Origin of the sequence: Frigoribacterium sp. VKM Ac-2859, from assembly GCF_013204925.1 — a bacterium.
Taxonomy (GTDB): domain Bacteria; phylum Actinomycetota; class Actinomycetes; order Actinomycetales; family Microbacteriaceae; genus Frigoribacterium.
On the sequence record NZ_JABMLC010000001.1, the window covers coordinates 1,602,265 to 1,620,646 of the forward strand.

An 18,382-nucleotide genomic window follows, 5' to 3' on the forward strand; every position below is an offset into this window, starting at 1 on the left:
ACGCTACGCCCGGGCCCCGGGCGGGCGGTCAGGGCCTGGACGGGCGGTCGGGCCCCGGACCGTCAGGCGGTTCGGCGGGCGCGACGGGTGCGGACGAGTGCCGCGGCGTAGAGGACGGCGGCGACCCAGTGGCCGACGAGTCCGGCCCAGAGCACCACGAGGCCGATCGTGCGGGCGACGGCACCGGCGTCGGCGAGCGGGGCCGACGACGCGCCTCCCGATCCGCCGAACTGGTCCACGACCGCGGCCGCGACCAGCACGAGCAGCAGCCCGACGAAGATGAGAGCGGTGCGGATCTTGCCGACCCACGTCACCGGGAACGAGGCCCCGGCCAGCACGAACAGGGCATAGGCGCTCAGCAGCAGATCGGGCACGAGCAGCAGCGGCAGGACCGGCCACGGCACGAGACCGCCCGCGACGAACGCGATGACGACCACGATCACGGTGATGCGGTCCGCCACCGGGTCGAGCCACCGGCCGAGCTCGGAGGTGGTGTTCGTCCGGCGGGCGATGAACCCGTCGAGGAAGTCGGTCACGAAGACGACCGCGATCACGACCATCGCCGACCAGTAGTGCTGCCCGACGATCAACACGAGGAACACCGGCAGCAGCAGCAGCCGGGCCGCCGAGATGGCGTTGGGCACGGTGCGCCATTCGTCCTGTCGGAACAGCTTGTCGACGAGCGTCACGGGGCCCCCTCTGCACGATCGCGCGGACCGTCGGTGCCGGTCGCACCGATCACACCCGAGGAGGCGCGGGCGCGCCCCCGAGATCGCCTCGAGTCTACGGGTGCCCCGCTCCCGACCCGAGGACGCCTCCGCCGTCCGGCGGTGCCGTCAGGCGGTGCCGTCAGGCGGTGCCGTAGAGGGCGGCGGGCAGCTCCCGCGTGAAGATCTCGGCCGTCTTCGGGCCGACGCCCTTGAGGTCGGTGAGGCGGCGGGTCAGCTCGGCACGGTCGGCCGACGACCGCACGAGGTGGTTCACCGACCCCCAGTCGGAGTCGATGCGCCCCATGACCTCGTGCAGCTCGTCGCTCATCACGTGGTCGATGCGGGCGTAGCCGGCCTCGTCGAGCAGACGGCGCAGCCCCTCGTGGTCGTGCTCGGCGAAGCGTGCGGGGCTCGTCAGCCCGTGGTCGACGAGCACCTGGTAGGTCTCGGCGGCCACGCTCTGCTGCACGGGCCGGCCGAACAACACGCTCGCGAGCAGCCAGCGGTACAGCTGCTGCGGCGAGCCCTCGCTCACGTCGATCCCGAGGTCGGACGGGTGCTTCACGTCGGTCATGCCGTCCTGTCTACGCCGGGTGCGCGGCGCGGGTGACGCGACCCGCGCCTCCTCGGCTCGCCGTGCGCCGTGCGCCGTGCGCCGGCGGCCGCGCGGACCGGTCGCACGGACCGGCCGCACGACGACGGACCCCGCCCCGGGCGACCGACCACGGCAGGACGTGGTGGGTCGCCCGGGACGGGGTCCGCGGTGCGGGCGCCGGACTAGCGCGCGGCGTGCTCCAGCGTCGGGTAGTCCGTGTAGCCCTCGGCACCCTCGGCGTAGAACGTGGCGGGGTTCGGCTCGTTGACCTCGTGGTCACCCTGCCACCGCTCGACCAGGTCGGGGTTGGCGATGGCGAAGCGGCCCACGGCGACGGCGTCGGCCTGGCCGTCGGCGACCTCGGCGATGGCCTCGTCGCGCGTGGTGATCTGACCGAAGCCGCTGTTGGCGATGAAGGCGCCGCCGAAGCGCGTGCGGAGGTCCTGGACGAGCTCGCCGCGCAGGTCGGCCTGCAGCACGCTGAGGTAGGCGAGGCCGAGCGGCGCGAGGCCCTCGACGAGCGCGCGGTAGACGGCCGTCACGTCGGCGACGTCGGTCTCGACGACGTCCTGGATGTTGTGCATGGGCGACAGGCGGATGCCGACGCGGCCGGCACCGATCGCCTCGGCCACGGCGGTCGCGGTCTCGATCGCGAGGCGGGCGCGGTTCTCGGGGGTTCCGCCGTACTCGTCGGTGCGGACGTTCGAGACGGGCGAGAGGAACTCGTGCAGCAGGTAGCCGTTGGCGCTGTGGATCTCGACGCCGTCGAGCCCGGCCTCGAGCACGGCGCGCTTCGACGCGGCGACGATGTCGGCCGTGACCTGGTGGACCTCGTCGGTCGTGAGGGCGTGCGGCACGGGGAAGTCGACCTTGCCGGTGGCGGTGTGCACCTGGCCGTCGATGGCGATCGCGCTGGGGGCGACGATGCGGTCGGTGCGCGTGATGTCGGTGTGCGAGACGCGACCACCGTGCATGACCTGCATGACGATCTGGCCGCCCTCGGCGTGGACGGCGTCGGCGACGCGCTTCCAGCCGGCGACCTGCTCGTCGGTGACGATGCCGGGCTGACCGTCGTAGGCCTTGGACTCCTGCGAGGGCCAGGTGCCCTCGGTCGTGATCAGACCGAAGGAGGCGCGCTGACGGTAGTGCTCCACCACGACGTCGCCCGGAACGCCGTCGTCGCCGGAGCGGAGACGGGTGAGGGGCGCCATGACGACGCGGTTGCGCAGCTCGAGCTGGCCGAAGGTGGCGGGAGAGAAGAGGTCCAAGGGTGGTCCTTCCGAACGGTGACGCGCCCTCGGGCGGGGGCGCTCGTGAGGCAACGCCCCCGTTGCACGATGCATTCCCCGGCCCACGAGGCCCGGGAGCGCCGCGAGGAGGGCGCCGAGGGCTGCCACGGCGAGGGCCACGCCGTAGCCGCCGGTCCCGACGAGCGCGCCCAGGACGACGGCCCCCACGGCCTGGCCCAGCACCAACAGCACGAAGAGCAGGGCCGTCCCGCTCGCGGCCCGCTCGGCGTCGATCTCGGCCGTCCAGGCGATCAGCGCACCCGTCGCCGCCGTGTAGGCCCAGCCGAAGGCCGCGCAGGCCACGAACGCCACCGGCACGACGCCCGGCAGGGTCGCCAGCCCGGCCGTGCCCGCCGCCATCGCGACCAGCGTGAGCGCCCAGACCGCCCCAGGGGCCAGGCGCGCCAGCGGTCGGGCGGTGGCGATGACGGCGGTGCCGCCCACGCCGAGGCAGACCCAGGCCCCGACCGACAGCTCGGCCGCCACCCCGGCGTCGACCAGCAACGTGCGCCCGAAGTTCCAGACCCCGGCCGAGGCGGCACCGGCGAGCAGCGCCGCGACCAGCACCCACCGGTGGTCGACGAACCACGACCGCGGGGGCAGGAGGTCGCGCCCGACCGAGGTCGTGGCACCCGTCGCGTCGCTCGGTCGAGCCACGGAGCCACGGTGGTCGAGCACGAGGACGGCCCCGGCCGCGACGATCGCTCCCCCGACGGCCGCCCACCACGCGAGTCGCCAGTCGGGCAGCACGGCGGACGCCAGGAGTCCCGCCGCCACGAGGCCCGGGCCCGTCCCGGCGTTGACGACCGTCTGGCCGCGCGCCTGCCGTCCGCGCTCGAGACCGCGCTGCAGGAGGCGCACCAGGGCCGGCGACGCGAGGCCGGCCCCGGCCGAGCTGAGCACGGCCGCGAGCGCGAACGGCACCACGTCGGGCGCGAGGGCCATGCCCGCGGCACCGATCGAGGCCGCCGCACCCGCCGTGACGACGAGGCCTCGTGGGTGCCGGGCGGACGCCGCGAACCCCGCCACCGCGCCGGCGACGTAGGCGAGCGATCCGCCCGACGAGATCAGCCCGGCGATGCCGGCGTCGAACCCGAGGTCGGCCTGCGTCTCGGGCAGGTACAGCCCGTAGGCGAGGCGGACCAGGCCGTAGGTCACGGCGATCAGGGCCGTGCCGGCCGCGACGAGCCCGGAGCCAATCGAAAACGTGCGTTTCATTTTCACAGCCTAAGCTGTCCGCATGCCCCTGCGCCCGGCCAGCGAGAAGAAGATCCTCGACGCCGCCGACGACCTGTTCTTCACGAACGGCATCGCCGCGACGCCCGTCGACGCCGTCCTCGCCCGCGCCGGCGTGTCGGCCGCGACGATGTACCGCGGCTACCGCAGCAAGGAGGCGCTGGTCGCCGCAGCGCTGACCCGTCGCCACCACGACTGGCTCGCCACCTGGGACGCCGCCGTCGCCCGGTGCGACGAGGCCGGCCCGCGCCTCCTCGCGATCTTCGACGCGTTGGACGACTTCCGGTCCCGCCCGACGGGGGCGCGCTGGTGTGCGTTCCTCGCCTCGGCGGCCGAGTACGTCGATCCTCCCGCCGACGTCGCCGAGGCCGTGCGGCTGGACACCGAGACGCTGCGCACGCGACTCACCGACCTGGCACGCCCGCTCGTCGGCCCCGAGGCCGAGGGCCTCGCCGAACGCCTGCTGCTGGTGGTCACCGGCGACCTCGCCATGCGACTCCGCGAGCCCGACCGCGACACGACGACGGGCCGGGCCGTCGCGGCGTCACTGATCGCCGCCGCCGGCGCCACCGGCCCCACGAGCCCCGGCCGCTGAGACCCTCCTGCGCGCACGAGGGTCTCGGCGGTCCTAGCGGGTCTCGGCGGAACCGTCCCGGTCGAAGCCGGTGCGGACCGCGGCGATGTCGTCGCCGCCGTGCCCCCGGTTGGCCGCCGTCGCGTAGACGCCGGACAGCGCCTCGAGCAGACCGGTGTCGAAGCCCGTGCCCTGGGCGGCCTCCTGCATGAGGTCGAGGTCCTTGCGGATGCCGTCGAGCGCGAACTGGGCCGGGTAGTCGCCGGCGATCATCGTCGCGCCCTTGAGGTGCGCGTACGGGGTGTCCGACTGGCCCCCGTCGATGGCGTCGAGGAAGAGCTGCGGGTCGAGGCCCAGGGCCTCCGTCAGCGCGAGCGACTGGGCCGTGGCGGCGGTGATCGTGGCGATCCACGCGTTGGCGGCGAGCTTCAGCGCCGTGCCCTGCCCGACCGTGTCGCCCGCGACGATCGTCTTGGAGCCCATGGCGTCGAGGACCGGACGCACGGCGTCGAGCAGGGCGTCGCCGCCGGCGGCCAGCATGACGAGCTTCCCCGTCGCGGCCGGCTTCTTCGTGCCGAGCATCATCGCCTCGACGAGCCGGAGTCCGTGCCCGTCGGCCGTCCGGACGACGCGGGCCGTGTCGGCCTCGCCGACGGTGCTGGCCTGCACCCACACGGTGTCGGCACCGCTCGCGTCGGCGGCCTCGTCGAGGACCTCGAGCACGGCGTCGCCGTCGAACAGCACGGTGACGACCACGTCGGCGCCCTCGACCGCCTGCCGCGCCGTGTCGGCGACCACGGCACCGTCGGCGGCGAGCGGCTCGGCCTTCGACCTCGTGCGGTTCCAGACCGTGACGTCGAACCCCTCGCGCAGCAGTGTCCCCGCCACGCCCTGACCCATGATGCCCGTCCCGAGCACTGCGACCTTCATGGCCCCGACGCTACGCCCGGGACGCGCGAGCAGCGCGGCTCAGTCGAGCGGATCGGGCCCGACGGGGTCGGGCCGCATCGCGCGACGCACCCGGGCGACGACCGAGGGAGCGGGCGGATCGTTGTAGACGCCCGCCTCGACCTGGCCACTGAGACGCTGGACGGCCGCCATCACCTCGTCGGTGGCGTGCCGACGAGCCCGACCCGACTTCGCCTCCCCGTGGTGCGAGAGGTCGATGGGCTCGCCGAACTCGACGGTGACCTTCCGGAGGCGCGGGAAGCGCGTGCCCACCGGCTGCAGTTCCTGCGTCCCCGTGAGGGCGACCGGCACGACCGAGGCCCCGCTCGTGAGCGCGAGCCAGGCGACGCCCGTCCGGCCGCGGTAGAGCCGCCCGTCGAGGGAGCGCGTCCCTTCGGGGTAGATCGCGAACGCGTCACCGTCCGTCAGCTTGCCGAGGCCCAGGTCGAGGGCGTGCTGCGCGGCGGACCCGGCCCCTCGCTCGACGCCGATCGCGCCGATGCCGGTGAAGAAGGCCCGCGACGCCCGACCCTTGAGGCCCGAGCCGGTGAAGTAGGCGTTCTTCGCGAGGAACGAGACCTGACGGGGTGCCATGAGGGTGATCACGACGCTGTCCATGAACGAGAGATGGTTGCTGGCCAGGATGACGGCGCCGCGCCGCGGGACGTTGCGGCGCCCGATCACCCGGGGGCGCCAGACCGCGCGCACCAGGGGTGACAGGACCGAACGGCTGAGGGTTGTGAGCACGCTCCACTGTGCCCGACGCCACATTCCCCGAGGCGCATGGCTCGCCTGTGCGCCTCACCCGGGGGCCCTCGGCACCCACCCGCACCACCCGATTCGGGGAACAACGGGTGTCCCCCTCAGGGAGGATTGCCGCCGCCGGAGCCGCGGCCTATCGTCGGAGACCGACCGAAACGGGACGCTCGTCCGGTTCACGACCCTCCGACGAGTCCTCGTCGGGGGATCGACCCGAGACCCGGGGCGAGCGCCGCGACGCACCGCCCGTCCCCGTGGGCGGTGGTCCGGCCGGGCGGACGGCCCCCCCGCGCCCCGGCTCCGACAGCCGGGGACGGCCCCGGACGGCCCGAGGCGCCCCGAGTGCCCCGAGTGCCCCGCCGCATCCCCCGACGACAGCCCCGACGACCCGAGAGGACCGCCTTGGACGACGAGACCATGACCACCCGCCCTTCGCGCCTGCCGGTCGTCTTCGGCGCCACCGCGCTGATCTCCACCTACTTCGCCGTCGCCAGCATCGTCGGCGCGGGCACCTCGGTCGGCGTCGGTCTCACCGCGACGGTCGTGGCGACCGGCCTCTACGTGCTGTCGGCGGTCGTCTGGCTCGCGCTCGTCGTCGTGGCGGTCTCGTCGGTCCGCCGGACGCGCCGAGGCGCTGCGCTCGACCGGACGAGCATGCGCTTCATCGGATTGGCACCCCCGGCGGGCGGGGCCGTGCTGCTCGCCGCGGCCTACGTCGCCCGCATGAACGGACAGCCCTTCTTGGGCGGGTTCTCGGCCATGGTGATCACGACGGTCGCCCTGGTCGTCCTGTCGCAGGCGTTCCCGCTGCTCGGCTTCGGCCCGTCGACCCCGGGTCAGCGCCAGTCGTCGGGCGGCGGCGGGGCGTCGTCGTAGGGGTCGTAGGGAGCGTCGGCCGGCACGTCGTAGAGATCGTCGGCCGGCACCTCGGGCACCTCGTCGACGGCGGGCGGCGCGGCACGGCGGGCACCACGAGCGGGGGCGGTCGAGGTCGCTCGCGGCGAGCGGGGAGTGGTGCTGACCGAAGCCGTCGCGGACGATCCGACGGCCGCCGCCTCGGCCGGTGCGGTGCCGCCCACGACCGCGAGCACCTGTTGACCGTAGGTGTCGAGTTTCTTCTGGCCGACGCCGCTGATGCCCGCGAGCTGATCGAGCGAGGTGGGCCGTTCGGATGCGATGCCCCGCAGGGTGACGTCGCCGAACACCACGTAGGCCGGGACGCCCTGCGCACGGGCCACGCCGGCACGCCACTCGCGCAGCGTCTCGAACAGGGCGGCGTCGTCACCCGTCAACTCGGCGGCGCCCCGTGAGGAGCCGCGGCCCGACGAACCCGACCCGCTCCGCGCCCGGGCCGAGCGCGCCGGACGTTCGGGCTCGCGCCGCAACCGGACGGTGCGGCCGCCCGAGAGAACCTCGCCCGCCGCGTCGGTGAGCAGCAGGGTGCCGTAGCCGTCGGGCGAGACCGCCAACACCCCCTGGGCGAGCAGCTGCCGGACGACGCCGCGCCACTCGACGTCGTTCAGCTCGGTGCCGATGCCGAAGGTGGACAGCTGCTCGTGGCGGTTCTGGAGGACCTTGGGGGTCGACTTGCCGACGAGGATGTCGACGATCTGGCCCGCGCCGAACTGCTGGTTGCGCTCTCGCTTCAGCCGGACGACCGTCGAGAGGAGCTTCTGGGCGGGCACCGTGCCGTCGAGCGACTCGGGCGGCGAGAGGCAGGTGTCGCAGTTGCCGCAGGCGGTGCTCGCCTGACCGAAGTAGCCGAGCAGCTGCACCCGTCGGCACTCGACCGTCTCGCACAGGGCGAGCATGGCGTCGAGGTGGGCGCCGAGCTTGCGGCGGTGCTCGGCGTCGCCCTCGGACTGGTCGATCATGCGCCGCTGCTGCACGACGTCTTGCAGGCCGTAGGCCAACCAGGCCGTCGAGGGCAGGCCGTCGCGGCCGGCCCGGCCGGTCTCCTGGTAGTAGCCCTCGACCGACTTGGGCAGGTCGAGGTGCGCGACGAAACGGACGTCGGGCTTGTCGATGCCCATGCCGAAGGCGATGGTGGCGACCATCACGATGCCCTCGTCGCGCAGGAACCGCGCCTGGTTGCGTGCCCGGGTCTGCGCCTCGAGGCCCGCGTGGTACGGCAGCGCCGGGATGCCCTGCTTGACCAGGAACTCGGCCGTGCTCTCGACCGACTTGCGGGACAGGCAGTACACGATGCCGGCGTCGCCGTCGTGCTCGGTGCGGATGAACCGCAGCAGCTGCTGCTGTGGGCCGTCTTTCGCCTCGATGCGGTACTGGATGTTGGGCCGGTCGAAGTCGGCGACGAAGTGCTTCGCGTCGTCGAGCTCGAGGCGGCGTGAGATCTCGCGGTGGGTGGTCTCGGTGGCCGTCGCCGTCAGCGCGATGCGCGGGACGTCGGGCCAGCGCTCGTGCAACACCGACAGCTCGAGGTAGTCGGGACGGAAGTCGTGCCCCCACTGCGCCACGCAGTGGGCCTCGTCGATGGCGAAGAGCGAGACGTGGCCCCGGTCGAGCAGCGACTTCGTGGACTCGAGCTTGAGCCGCTCGGGCGCGAGGTAGAGCATGTCGAGCTCGCCCGCGACGAACGCCTGCTCGACCGCACGACGACGGTCGGGGTCTTGCGTCGAGTTGAGGAACGCCGCCCGGACGCCGACGGCCTCGAGGGCGTCGACCTGGTCTTGCATCAGCGCGATGAGCGGCGAGACGACGATGCCCGTGCCGTCGCGGACGAGGGCGGGCACCTGGTAGCAGAGCGACTTGCCGCCACCCGTGGGCATGAGCACGAGGGCGTCGCCGCCCTGGACCACCTGGTCGATGATCTGCGCCTGCTGTCCACGGAACTCGTCGTAGCCGAACACCCGGTGCAGCACGTCGAGGGCTGCGGTGGGAGCGTCGGGAGCCAGGGCGGGCGAGGCGGTGGTGGTCACGCGTCGAGTCTACGAGCGGCCGCCGACGCGGTCAGTCGACCCGCGCCTCCTGGGGACGGTCGTCGGTCGGACGGGCACCGGGGACGAGGGGTTCGCCCGGCGCGGGAGCGCCGGGCACGAGAGGAGCGCTGCGGACCGTCACGAGCCCGGTGCGTCGGGCCGCCCGCAGCACGAGCCACACGTAGAGCGGCGTCGAGACCAGCGTCACCGCCAGGGCGAGGGGGCTGCCGTCGCTCGACTCGACGCCCGCGAAGGGGGCCGACAACAGGAAGAGCACGGTGTTGTTGAGCACGTGCGCGACGATCGCCGCCTCGAGCCCGCCGGTGCGCCAGGTCAGGTAGGCCGCGGCCACGCCGAACACGGCGACGTCGAGCATGCCCCACGCGTTGTAGTCGTGGCCGAACGCGAACCCGACCGTGGGAAGGACGATCGCTGCGATCGGGTACCTCAACCACGAGCCGATCGTCTGCATGGCGAGCCCGCGGAACGCGTACTCCTCGGCCGTCGCCTGGAGCGGCGTGACCACGAGGATGACGACGACCGCCCAGACGAGGGTGTCGGCCGGCGTGGTGACCGGGCCGGTGCCGATCGGCTCGCCCGACAGCGGGGGCACCACGACGTAGCTGAGCCCCACCGTCAAGGCCATGAACGCGAGGGCGGGCACGAGGCATCGCACGAGCCACCGCCAGCGCAGCCGCCCGGCGACGCTCGAGAGGCTGCCGACCGCGCCGGGGCCGACGATCAGCGTGCCCAGCATGATGGCCGGCAGCATGACCGCGATCGAGGCGAGCGTCGTGAAGAGCACGAGCGGGTCGGCGGCGGCCAGGGCGTCGCCCTCGATGCCGCGCTGCAGGCGTTCGGCGGCGGCGGTGCCGCCCACGGCCGTGGTCACCCCGAGGACTGCCACGTAGACCACGACCGACGCGAGCAGGTACGTGACGGCCGCCACGACGGCCGCCAGCAGCGGTTTCCACCACCGGTACGAGGGCAGGGAACGGAAGAGGCGGTGGTACGCGAACGTCGTCACCCGACGAGCGTACGGGAGGCGCGGTGCCGGTCGGTCGTGCCGCCGTCGCCTCCGCGCCGCCGCGCGATGGTCGCACCACGAAAGGAACGTCGCACCAGGGAATTCCGTGGTGCGACGTTCAATCGGTGGTGCGGTGCCGGGGGCGTCAGCCCTCGGTGGGCGTCACCGTCGCGCGGAGGCGACGGCGGCGGGCGACGACGAGCGCCGAGCCGCCGGCCAGCATCAGGACGAGACCGGCGAGGGCCGCGAGACCCAGGCCGTCCTGGCCGGTGAAGGCCAGCGAGCCGTCGGCGTTGCGGACCGTGCCGGCGGGCGTGGTGCCCGGGCGCGAGCCGGGGGTGGTGCCGGGCACGGTGCCGCCGGGGGTCGTGACCGGAGGCGTGGTGCCGGGGTCGGTCGGCGGGACGACCACGGGAGCGGCCGCCGCGGCGAAGACGACCGGGACGGACGCCGTCGTGCCGGTGCCGGCGACCGAGAGCACGACCTGGCGCGTGACCGGTCCGGCAGCGGGAGCGGTGATGCCCTCGGGGACGACGAAGGTCACCGTGGCACGACCCTGTTCGTCGGAGTTGTCGAGGATGGTCTCGTCGATCGGGGCCGAGGCGAGCTCGACGCCGTCGAGCGTCGCGGTCACGGTGCCCGACGCGTCCGCGGCGGCCTGCTGCAGGACGAGCGACGACAGGGTCATCGACACGGTGTCACCGGCGGCGAACCCGCCGACGGGCGCAGCGGTCAGCCCCGAGACGCCGACCGAACGCGAGGCGAAGTCGGGGTCGGACGGGTCGCCGGCCTGGGCGTCGAAGTACTCGAGCTGGCTCTGCAGGTCGACCTTGCCGCTGTCGGCGTGGGCGCGACCGTTGGCGAAGGCGGTGAACCCGTCGCCACCCGAGGCGAGGAACGAGTTGACCGTCACCTTGTAGATCGTGGCGTCGTCGACGGCCACGCCGTCGAGCGAGACGGCCGCGATGCGCGAGCCCGCCGCCGCGGTGGGGTCGTAGGTGTAGGTCAGACCCTCGGACGTGCCGAGCTTCAGGGTGCTCGTACGACCGGCGGTCGGCCACTGCTGCTCGAGCACCTGGCGGATCTCGGCGCCGGTCATGTCGACCACGACGAGCGTGTTGGCGAAGGGCTGCACGGCCGCGGCGGCCTTGTACGTCACGTCGCCGTCCGGCGCCACGAAGGGCAGGTCGTCCCGCAGGCCGCCCGGGTTCATGAAGGCGAGCTGGGCACCGCTCGCCGTCGTCGACGACAGCTGGATGTCGGCGACGAAGTTGCCGAGCGTCGACTCACCGGCCCGGTTCGAGACGGGGAGTCCGTTGGCGTCCGGGTTGGCGTTGTAGGCCCGGTTGAAGGAGTCGCTGATCGAACCGATGACCTCGGCCCCCCGCTCGGCGGCGACGTCGACGGCCGAGGCGACGATGGCCTGGACGGTGGGGTCGGGCGTGAAGGCACCGTAGAGCGGCACCAGTCGGTGCGAGGCGATGGTCACGCGATCGCGGAAGGCGGTGGCGGCGGGGTCGACCGTCATGGTCACCCGGGCGAGGTTCGTCCCGTAGCTGCCCGTCTGGACGACGGCACGCTGCGGGCCGCCGTCGGACGGCGAGACGAGGTAGTCGTAGCCCTGGTGGGTGTGTCCCGAGAAGATGGCCGACACGTCGCCCGAGACGCCGCGGGCGATCTCGCCGAACGCGTTGTCGCCGGTGACGGAGTCGAGGCTGCCGGTCTCGGCACCCTCGTGCAGCAGCAGGACGATGGCGTCGGCCGCGTCGGCCGCGACGATGTCGTCCGCGACGGCGTTGACCGACTCGACGACGGGGGCGAAGGTCAGCCCCTCGATGCCGGCCGGGCTGACGAGCGTCGGCATGGTCTCGGTCAGCGCGCCGATGAACGCGACGCGGACGCCGCCGATCTCCTCGACGACGTAGGGGTCGTAGACGGGCGTGCCGTCGCTCCGGAGGATGTTCGCGTTCACGTAGGGGAACTCGCTGTTCGCCCGGACACGGCCGTTGAAGTCGTCCTGGCCCTTGTCGAACTCGTGGTTGCCCGGTGTGCTGACGTCGAGGCCCATGGCGTTCAGGGCGTCGAGGGTCGGCTCGTCGTCCTGGATGAACGAGGTGAACGTCGAGGCGCCGATGTTGTCGCCCGCCGAGACGAAGAGCGTGTTGGGGTTCTGCGCCTCGACCGACTTGACGGCGCCGGCGAGGACGGCCGCGCCGGCGATGGAGGCGCGAGCACCGGGGGCGTCGGCCTCGAGTCGACCGTGGAAGTCGTTGATGCCGACGAGGTCGATCGTGACCGGGACGGCCTGGGCCGGTGCCGCGGCGACCAGGCCGAGCAGCAGGGTGCCGGTGGCGACGGACGCGAGGGCCGCACCGCGGACTCGCCGCCGGCCTCCCGTCGGGACGGACTCGGATGACGGGGGGCTGATGCGCATGGGCGTCGGTGCTCCTGGAGAAGACGGTTCGGGCGGGACGGCACCCCCCGACAGGGGGCGCACCACACGACCCTAAGTTCTCGCTGGGTACCCGACAAGAGTCCGCCGAAGATCGTCACATGTTGTTCATCCGACGCCGCGAGACCGATCGACGGGCCCGCCGAGGGGCTCCACCGGAGCCTCCGGACACCGCGCCTCAGTCGGCGATCAGCCGCTTGCCCATGCCGAACGCGTCGTCGACCGAGTACCCCAGGTGTTCGTAGAACGCCCGTACCCGCTCGTTGCCGGTGCGCACCTGGAAGTTGACCTTCGGGCAGCCCAGCGCCTCGAGCGACCGCTCGACCTCGGCCATGAGCTGCCGGCCGAACCCCTCCCCCTGGCGATCGGGCTCGACCGCGACGTAGTACACCCAGCCCCGATGGCCGTCGTACCCGGCCATCGCGGTCGCGACCAGCGCCTCCTCGGCGTCGACGCCGACCAGGAACAGCTCGCGCTGGACGGTCAGCTTGCGTTCGATGTCGCGTCGCGGGTCGTTCCACGGGCGGGTCAGCCCGCAGCGCTCCCAGAGCGCCACGACGGTCTCGGTGTCGGCCTCGTCGAAGGGTCGGATCTGCATGCACCGACCCTGCCAGACCCGACGGGACGAGGAGGCGCGGTGCCGGTCGCCACCACCCCGCACCCCCTCAGGGCCCTCGCGTTAGGGTGGGTCGTCGTCCGAGCCGCGGGCGCAGGGAGGGGCCCACCCGTGACCGATGCTCGCCGACGTCTCGCCGTCCTGGGGTCGCCGATCGAGCACTCGCTGTCACCGGTGCTGCACCGCACGGCGTACGAGCACCTCGGCCTGCCCTTCGACTACGACCGGGTCGAGGTCGCCTCGGGCGGGCTCGCCGACTTCGTCGGGGGCCTCGACGCGAGCTGGCGCGGCCTGAGCCTGACGATGCCGCTCAAGCGCGAGGTGCTGCCCCTGCTCGACACCGTCTCGCCGCTCGCCCGACGTCTCGGGGTCGCCAACACCGTCGTCATCGACGACGACGGTCGCCGCCACGGGCACAACACCGACGTGGACGGCATCGTCCGCAGCGTCGAGGGCTTCCACGACGCCCGGCCCGCCGCGGCCACCATCCTCGGCGGGGGCGCGACCGCCCTGTCCGCGATGGCCGCCGCGTGGGATCTCGGCGCCCGGTCCTTCTCGATCCACCTGCGCAACCCCATGCGCGCCGGCGAGCTGACGTCCCTGGCCGCCGAGCTGGGCGCCGACGTGATGGTCGCCCCGCTCACCGAGCTGCCCTCGCTCGGCCCGTTGGACTTCGTCATCAGCACCTTGCCCGGCGGCGCGGCTGACGACCTCCACCTGCGTCCGGCCGGTGGCTCGTCCGTCCTCTTCGACGTCGCCTACGAGCCCTGGCCGACGCGCCTCGCGTCGCGCTGGTCGGCCGACGGGGGCATCGTCTTCAACGGCCTCGACATGCTCGTCGAGCAGGCGCTCGGCCAGGTCAGGCTCTTCTCCGGGCGGGCGCAGGACGAGCCGGTCCCCGACGAGGGCGTCCTGCGCGACGCGTTGCGCGCCTCCGTGGGCTCGCCGATCCGCGACCGGTCGACCACCGACAGCGTGGCGCGCTGACGATGGCGACCCCACTGCCGGTCTCGATCGGTCGGGTCGCGCTCGGCACCGGGCGTCCCGCGGTCTGCGTCCCGCTCGTGGCCCGGACCCTCGACGCGCTGGTCGACGCCGCCTCGGCGCTCGACACCGACACGGCCGAACTGGTCGAGCTACGCATCGACTTCGTCGACGCCGCGTTCGCCGCGGCACCGGACCCCGACGGCCCCGTGCGCACGGGAACCGAGGCGACGGGAGCCGCCGACCTCGACCTCGTGGCCGACGTCGTCCGTCGGGTGCGTGGCGCGCTCGACGCCGAACTGCCCCTGCTGTTCACCCTGCGGACCGAGCCCGAGGGAGGCGAGCACGACGTCGCCCCCGCGACCTACGACGCCGTGCTGCGCTCGGCCATGGCCACCGGGCTGCTCGACGCCGTGGACGTCGAGATGTACACCGACCCCGACCTGCTCGGCGGGCTCGTCGACGCCGCGCACGACGCCGGGCTCGTCGTGGTGATGTCGTCGCACGACTTCAGCGGCACCCCCACGCAGGGCGAGATCGTGTCACGCCTGCTCGAACAACAAGAGAACGGTGCCGACGTGGCGAAGTTCGCCGCCATGCCGTCCAGTACGGACGACGTGCTGACCCTGATGCGGGCCACGGCCGAGTTCCGGGCGGGTGCCGGCATCGTGCCCGCGATCACCATGTCGATGGGGCCGCTCGGCGTCGTGTCCCGGCTCTTGGGCGAGACGTTCGGCTCGTGCGTCACGTTCGGATCGGCGGGGGCGACGAGCGCGCCCGGACAGGTCCCGGCGGCGGGGCTGCGGGCGGCGCTCGAGCTGGTGCACGAGGCGCAGCAGGGCTGACGGCGTCGCCTCGGCGTCGGACCGGCTTCGTCCGGGGCCTCGGGCGTCAGGGCTCCGGAGGCCCGACGCACGCAGAGTCCACCACCGGGAAACGAGCGACGGACGTCGCTCAACGGGACCACCACGGCGGTCGGGCCCACCGGAGTGCGAACAGGTTAGCGGTCGGTGGTCCGACCCCGTAACCCCCTTGCGCCCACGAGTGCCACGTGGTCCACGACGAGGACCGGGGCCCTCGACGACGCCGTCGCCGCCGCGCCCGGGCGGGACTCCGGCGCCGTCCGGCCGGGTCAGGCCGGGCCCGGGTACTGCCGCTCGCCACCCGTGTCGAACCGCTCGCCCGAGGCGCGCGAGGGCAGCAGCGACATGACGAGCAGGGTCAGCCACCCGAAGACGGGCAGCAGGTAGAAGAGCACGTACCAGGCGGTGAAGCCCCCGTCGTGCAGGCGCCGCGACTGCAGCGCCAGGGTCGGCAGGAAGCTGACCACCGACCACAGCACGACGACGACGCCCTGTGGGTCGATGTAGGTCCAGTCGCCGTTGTCGCCCCCGGCCCAGGTCGACGTCCCGCCGCTGCCCGTGGCCCAGGCCTGGAGCGCCCCCTGGAGCACGAGCGCGATGACGAACCACCACCAGTACTCGCTGCGGCTCGCCCTCCCGTGGAACGTGGCGTACTTGCGCCAGAACCGGACGACCGCGACCTTCGGCGAGGCGCGGTGGTACGGCTGGTCGAGCGGCACGGGGCCTGCGGGTCCGGTCATGGGATCTCCTGCGGTGGGGTGACGGGCAGGACCATCCTCGCAGCGCCTCCGCCGCGTCGTGGCCGATCGGCGCGGCCCGTCGGTACTGTGGGGCCCGCCGACCCTCGCGTCGGCGCCGTCGCCCATCCGGGGCGGCGCCAGACGAAGGAGACCCCATGAGCATCGGCGGCGGAATCGCCTTGATCGTGATCGGCGCGGTCCTCGCGTTCGCTCTCGACTTCCAGGTCGCGGGCATCGACATCAAACTGATCGGCTACATCCTCATCGCGGCCGGCGTGGTCGTGACCATCATCGGCATCGCCTTCGCGTCGCGCCGCCGCTCGACGGTCTCCACGACCCGCAGCGCGGTCGACCCGGCCACGGGCGAGCGCGTCGAGCGTCGCTCGACCGACAGCGACCCGCTGGTCTGACCCGAGGGTCCGACGCGACCCGAGAACGCAGGAGGCGCGGTGCCGGCTGGCACCGCGCCTCCCGTGTGTCGGGGCGGGGAACGCCTAGAGCTGCACGCCGTCCTGCACGGACGCCGCGCGGTGGCGACGACGCAGCACGAGGGCGGCACCGGTGCCGGCCAGCATCAGCGCGAGCAGCAGGGCGGGCAGGGCGTCGGAGCCGGTGAACGCGAGGGGCCCGCTTCCGTTGCCGGCCGTCCCCGCGCCTCCTGCGCTCGAGCCGTCACCGGGGACCGCCGCGGGCGGGGTCGTCGGAGCCGGGGTGACGGCGCCTTCGACGACGGCGACGGTCGTCGCCAGCGTCGTGCCGCTCTGCGTGCCGGTCAGCGTGATCGTGTAGCTGCCGGGCTCGGTGGGGGCGGTGACGGTGTAGGTCGCGACGCCGTCGATCACGTCGGCGATGCCGAGGTCGGTCACCGTGCCGTCGACGTCGAGCGTGCCCGTGACCTGGCGGTCGCCGGCGAGGCCGGCGGTGCTGACCGGGAACTCGGCGCCGGGGGCGACCTCGGTCGGAGCCGAGATCGTCGCGTCGGTGCTGAGGCCGTCGAGGTCGCGGTCGAGCTGCAGGGCGTTCACGATGGTGAAGAAGTTGTCGGTCTGGTCGATCAGGCCGACGACGTTCGCGGCACCGGGGCCGTAACCCGCGACGCGCAACTGCGTGCCGGTGTGCTGCTGCGACCCGCCCGCCGCGGCGGTGCCGTAGGCGATCTTCATCGTGGTGCCGTCGACCGTCGTCAGCGCGGTGCTGAGCGTGGCGGGCGGCGTCGAGTCGACGATCTGGCTGGTGTGCGCGTGGTCCGCCGTGACGATGACCATCGTGTTGCCGTCGGCCTTCGCGAACGCGAGGGCGGACTGGACGGCCTCGTCGAGGTCGAGCACCTCACCGATCTGACCGCAGGCGTCGGCGCTGTGGTCGCGCTTGTCGATCGAGGCGCCCTCGACCTGCAGGAAGAAGCCCTGGTCACCGGTGTCGAGCAGGTCGATCGACTTCTCGGTCAGCGACTGCAGCGAGAGGCCGGTGGACAGACGGGCCGGGTTCGGCTGGCAGGTCTGCGGGGCCAGGTCGGCCCCGCCGACGGTCGCCGTGGTGGCGGCGTACCGGGTCGGGAAGTTGCCGTCGGTGAAGGTGCCGAGCACGGGCTGCGCCTGGTCGGCGGTCGTCAGGGCGTCGAGGCCGGCCGCGTCGCGCACGACCTGGTAGCCACGGTCCTGCGCCTGGGCGAACAGGGTGTCGCCCTGCCACTGACCGGCGCGGGCGGACTGGCCGAACGAGGTCGCGCCTCCGCCGAGGGTCAGGTCGGCACGGGTGCCGATGATCTGCTCGCTGATCGAGCCGAGGCCGCCCTGGTCGAGCGCGTCGGCGCCGCACTGGGTGACGCTGTCGGGGCCGTAGCAGCTGCGGGCGGCGACGTGCGCGGCCTGAACGGCCGGGGTGGCGTCCTGCAGCTCGGCGGTCGAGACGTTGCCGGTCTTCTTGCCGTTGGCCTTGGCGATCTCGAGCAGGGTGTCCTGCGGGACGCCGTCGACGTCGACCGAGATGGCGTTGTCGTAGGTCTTCGTGCCGGTGGCCCAGGCGGAGCCGGTCGCGGCGGAGTCCGGCACGTAGTCGGGCTTGCCCTTGTTCGCGCCGTCCCGGTAGACCGAGTACGTCGTGTACTGGCCGGTCAGGGGCAGGGCGTCGATGCCGGGCAGCGTTCCGCCGGCGCCGTAGGCGTAGTTGCGCGCCGACGTGATCTCGCTGTCGCCCATGCCGTCGCCGATCAGCAGGATGACGTTCTTGGCGGGGCCGGCCTCCACCGAGTCGAGCAGCAGCTGCGTGCTGTCGTCGATGCTGCGGGCGGCACCGCCGTTCTGGGCGACGTTCGCGGGGGTGGCCGCGAAGGCGGCGACGGGGCTGAGGGCGAGGGCGGCGGCGGCGGCCGTCGCGACGACCCCCGTCGTCAGGGCCGCACGCCGGCGGTTCGGGGTGTTCTTCGACACGGTTCTGCTCCTGTGATCGTGATCGTGATCCGGTCGCCACGCGACGGAGTCGCCGCGGGGCGGGGACCAGCAGACTCCTGCCGGGTGGCCGCCACGTGAACGAGGCCGTGCGCGCGGGTGAACACCGTCGCACGGGGGTCGTCCGCTCGGCTGGCACGCCCCGCCGCCCCGGCCGGCCGGCCCGCCGCGCTGCCCCGCCCCGCTGCCCTGCTCAGCCGACC

General features: G+C 73.4%; 16 protein-coding genes and 1 pseudogene. 5 read left to right on the plus strand and 12 right to left on the minus strand.

The window, feature by feature from the left end:
* Window positions 1–62: 62 nt before the first annotated feature.
* The 4 genes and pseudogenes from HQQ78_RS07525 to HQQ78_RS15855 form a co-directional block, all read right to left on the minus strand.
* Complete coding sequence (locus tag HQQ78_RS07525; RefSeq protein WP_123572106.1) at window positions 63–689, minus strand: CDP-alcohol phosphatidyltransferase family protein; 627 nt, start codon at window positions 687–689, stop codon at window positions 63–65.
* 160 nt (window positions 690–849) lie between these two features.
* Window positions 850–1,284 carry a hypothetical protein gene (locus HQQ78_RS07530; protein WP_056049374.1) on the minus strand — a complete coding sequence of 145 codons (435 nt, stop codon included), beginning with the start codon at window positions 1,282–1,284 and terminating at the stop codon, window positions 850–852.
* A gap of 203 nt (window positions 1,285–1,487) precedes the next feature.
* Window positions 1,488–2,573 carry an alkene reductase gene (locus HQQ78_RS15850; RefSeq protein ID WP_256415791.1) on the minus strand — a complete coding sequence of 362 codons (1,086 nt, stop codon included), beginning with the start codon at window positions 2,571–2,573 and terminating at the stop codon, window positions 1,488–1,490.
* Window positions 2,574–2,681: 108 nt separating this feature from the next.
* A pseudogene (locus HQQ78_RS15855) lies at window positions 2,682–3,812 on the minus strand (MFS transporter); the annotation flags it as partial.
* 22 nt (window positions 3,813–3,834) lie between these two features.
* Here HQQ78_RS15855 and HQQ78_RS07540 point away from each other — a divergent pair.
* Window positions 3,835–4,425, plus strand: coding sequence for a TetR/AcrR family transcriptional regulator (locus HQQ78_RS07540; RefSeq protein WP_159825848.1), 591 nt, complete (start codon window positions 3,835–3,837; stop codon window positions 4,423–4,425).
* 33 nt (window positions 4,426–4,458) lie between these two features.
* Here HQQ78_RS07540 and HQQ78_RS07545 read toward each other — a convergent pair whose 3' ends face one another.
* Window positions 4,459–5,367, minus strand: a complete 909-nt coding sequence (locus HQQ78_RS07545; protein WP_256415792.1) for an NAD(P)-dependent oxidoreductase — start codon at window positions 5,365–5,367, stop codon at window positions 4,459–4,461.
* A 6-nt stretch (window positions 5,368–5,373) separates the two neighbouring features.
* Window positions 5,374–6,123 carry a lysophospholipid acyltransferase family protein gene (locus tag HQQ78_RS07550; RefSeq protein ID WP_173151938.1) on the minus strand — a complete coding sequence of 250 codons (750 nt, stop codon included), beginning with the start codon at window positions 6,121–6,123 and terminating at the stop codon, window positions 5,374–5,376.
* Between the two features lie 405 nt (window positions 6,124–6,528).
* Between HQQ78_RS07550 and HQQ78_RS07555 the strand changes: the two genes are divergently transcribed.
* Entirely contained in the window at window positions 6,529–6,987 is a 459-nt protein-coding gene (locus HQQ78_RS07555) for a hypothetical protein (protein ID WP_157485546.1), read from the plus strand.
* On the opposite strand, the gene recQ is transcribed toward HQQ78_RS07555, so the two are convergent.
* The 4 genes from recQ to HQQ78_RS07575 all read right to left on the minus strand — a co-directional run bounded on the left by recQ (window position 6,948) and on the right by HQQ78_RS07575 (window position 13,127).
* Window positions 6,948–9,050, minus strand: coding sequence for a DNA helicase RecQ (gene recQ / locus HQQ78_RS07560; RefSeq protein ID WP_173151940.1), 2,103 nt, complete (start codon window positions 9,048–9,050; stop codon window positions 6,948–6,950). The two genes, HQQ78_RS07555 and recQ, sit on opposite strands and share 40 nt — an antisense overlap.
* A 31-nt stretch (window positions 9,051–9,081) precedes the next feature.
* A complete protein-coding gene (locus HQQ78_RS16375; RefSeq protein ID WP_173151942.1) occupies window positions 9,082–10,077 on the minus strand; it encodes a type II CAAX endopeptidase family protein in 996 nt (331 codons plus the stop codon).
* 145 nt (window positions 10,078–10,222) lie between these two features.
* Window positions 10,223–12,511 carry a bifunctional UDP-sugar hydrolase/5'-nucleotidase gene (locus HQQ78_RS07570; protein ID WP_173151944.1) on the minus strand — a complete coding sequence of 763 codons (2,289 nt, stop codon included), beginning with the start codon at window positions 12,509–12,511 and terminating at the stop codon, window positions 10,223–10,225.
* A gap of 196 nt (window positions 12,512–12,707) precedes the next feature.
* Window positions 12,708–13,127: a GNAT family acetyltransferase gene (locus tag HQQ78_RS07575; RefSeq protein ID WP_173151946.1), complete on the minus strand. Its 420-nt coding sequence runs from the start codon at window positions 13,125–13,127 to the stop codon at window positions 12,708–12,710.
* Window positions 13,128–13,256: 129 nt separating this feature from the next.
* On the opposite strand from HQQ78_RS07575, the gene HQQ78_RS07580 reads away from it, so the two are divergent.
* Together HQQ78_RS07580 and aroD are read left to right on the plus strand one after the other, a co-directional pair.
* The gene (locus tag HQQ78_RS07580; protein ID WP_173151948.1) at window positions 13,257–14,132 is read left to right on the plus strand and encodes a shikimate dehydrogenase; all 876 of its coding nucleotides are present in this window, start codon (window positions 13,257–13,259) and stop codon (window positions 14,130–14,132) included.
* Window positions 14,133–14,134: 2 nt separating this feature from the next.
* The gene (gene aroD / locus HQQ78_RS07585; RefSeq protein ID WP_173151950.1) at window positions 14,135–14,974 is read left to right on the plus strand and encodes a type I 3-dehydroquinate dehydratase; all 840 of its coding nucleotides are present in this window, start codon (window positions 14,135–14,137) and stop codon (window positions 14,972–14,974) included.
* 287 nt (window positions 14,975–15,261) lie between these two features.
* Here the strand turns inward: aroD and HQQ78_RS07590 are convergent, their stop codons facing one another.
* On the minus strand, window positions 15,262–15,732 hold the full coding sequence (locus HQQ78_RS07590; RefSeq protein ID WP_173151952.1) for a DUF805 domain-containing protein: 471 nt from the start codon (window positions 15,730–15,732) through the stop codon (window positions 15,262–15,264).
* A gap of 155 nt (window positions 15,733–15,887) precedes the next feature.
* Between HQQ78_RS07590 and HQQ78_RS07595 the strand changes: the two genes are divergently transcribed.
* On the plus strand, window positions 15,888–16,142 hold the full coding sequence (locus HQQ78_RS07595; protein WP_043593189.1) for a DUF6458 family protein: 255 nt from the start codon (window positions 15,888–15,890) through the stop codon (window positions 16,140–16,142).
* An 84-nt stretch (window positions 16,143–16,226) separates the two neighbouring features.
* Here HQQ78_RS07595 and phoA read toward each other — a convergent pair whose 3' ends face one another.
* Window positions 16,227–18,161: an alkaline phosphatase gene (gene phoA / locus HQQ78_RS07600; RefSeq protein WP_371740396.1), complete on the minus strand. Its 1,935-nt coding sequence runs from the start codon at window positions 18,159–18,161 to the stop codon at window positions 16,227–16,229.
* Between the last annotated feature and the right edge of the window lie 221 nt (window positions 18,162–18,382).

Excerpts from the sequence above, each read along its gene's own strand:
- HQQ78_RS07530 (WP_056049374.1), bottom strand. The coding sequence starts at position 1,284 with ATGACCGACGTGAAGCACCCGTCCGACCTCGGGATCGACGTGAGCGAG.
- HQQ78_RS07540 (WP_159825848.1), top strand. The coding sequence starts at position 3,835 with ATGCCCCTGCGCCCGGCCAGCGAGAAGAAGATCCTCGACGCCGCCGAC.
- HQQ78_RS07550 (WP_173151938.1), bottom strand. The coding sequence starts at position 6,123 with ATGTGGCGTCGGGCACAGTGGAGCGTGCTCACAACCCTCAGCCGTTCG.
- HQQ78_RS07555 (WP_157485546.1), top strand. The coding sequence starts at position 6,529 with ATGACCACCCGCCCTTCGCGCCTGCCGGTCGTCTTCGGCGCCACCGCG.
- HQQ78_RS07570 (WP_173151944.1), bottom strand. The coding sequence starts at position 12,511 with ATGCGCATCAGCCCCCCGTCATCCGAGTCCGTCCCGACGGGAGGCCGG.
- HQQ78_RS07575 (WP_173151946.1), bottom strand. The coding sequence starts at position 13,127 with ATGCAGATCCGACCCTTCGACGAGGCCGACACCGAGACCGTCGTGGCG.
- aroD (WP_173151950.1), top strand. The coding sequence starts at position 14,135 with ATGGCGACCCCACTGCCGGTCTCGATCGGTCGGGTCGCGCTCGGCACC.
- HQQ78_RS07590 (WP_173151952.1), bottom strand. The coding sequence starts at position 15,732 with ATGACCGGACCCGCAGGCCCCGTGCCGCTCGACCAGCCGTACCACCGC.
- HQQ78_RS07595 (WP_043593189.1), top strand. The coding sequence starts at position 15,888 with ATGAGCATCGGCGGCGGAATCGCCTTGATCGTGATCGGCGCGGTCCTC.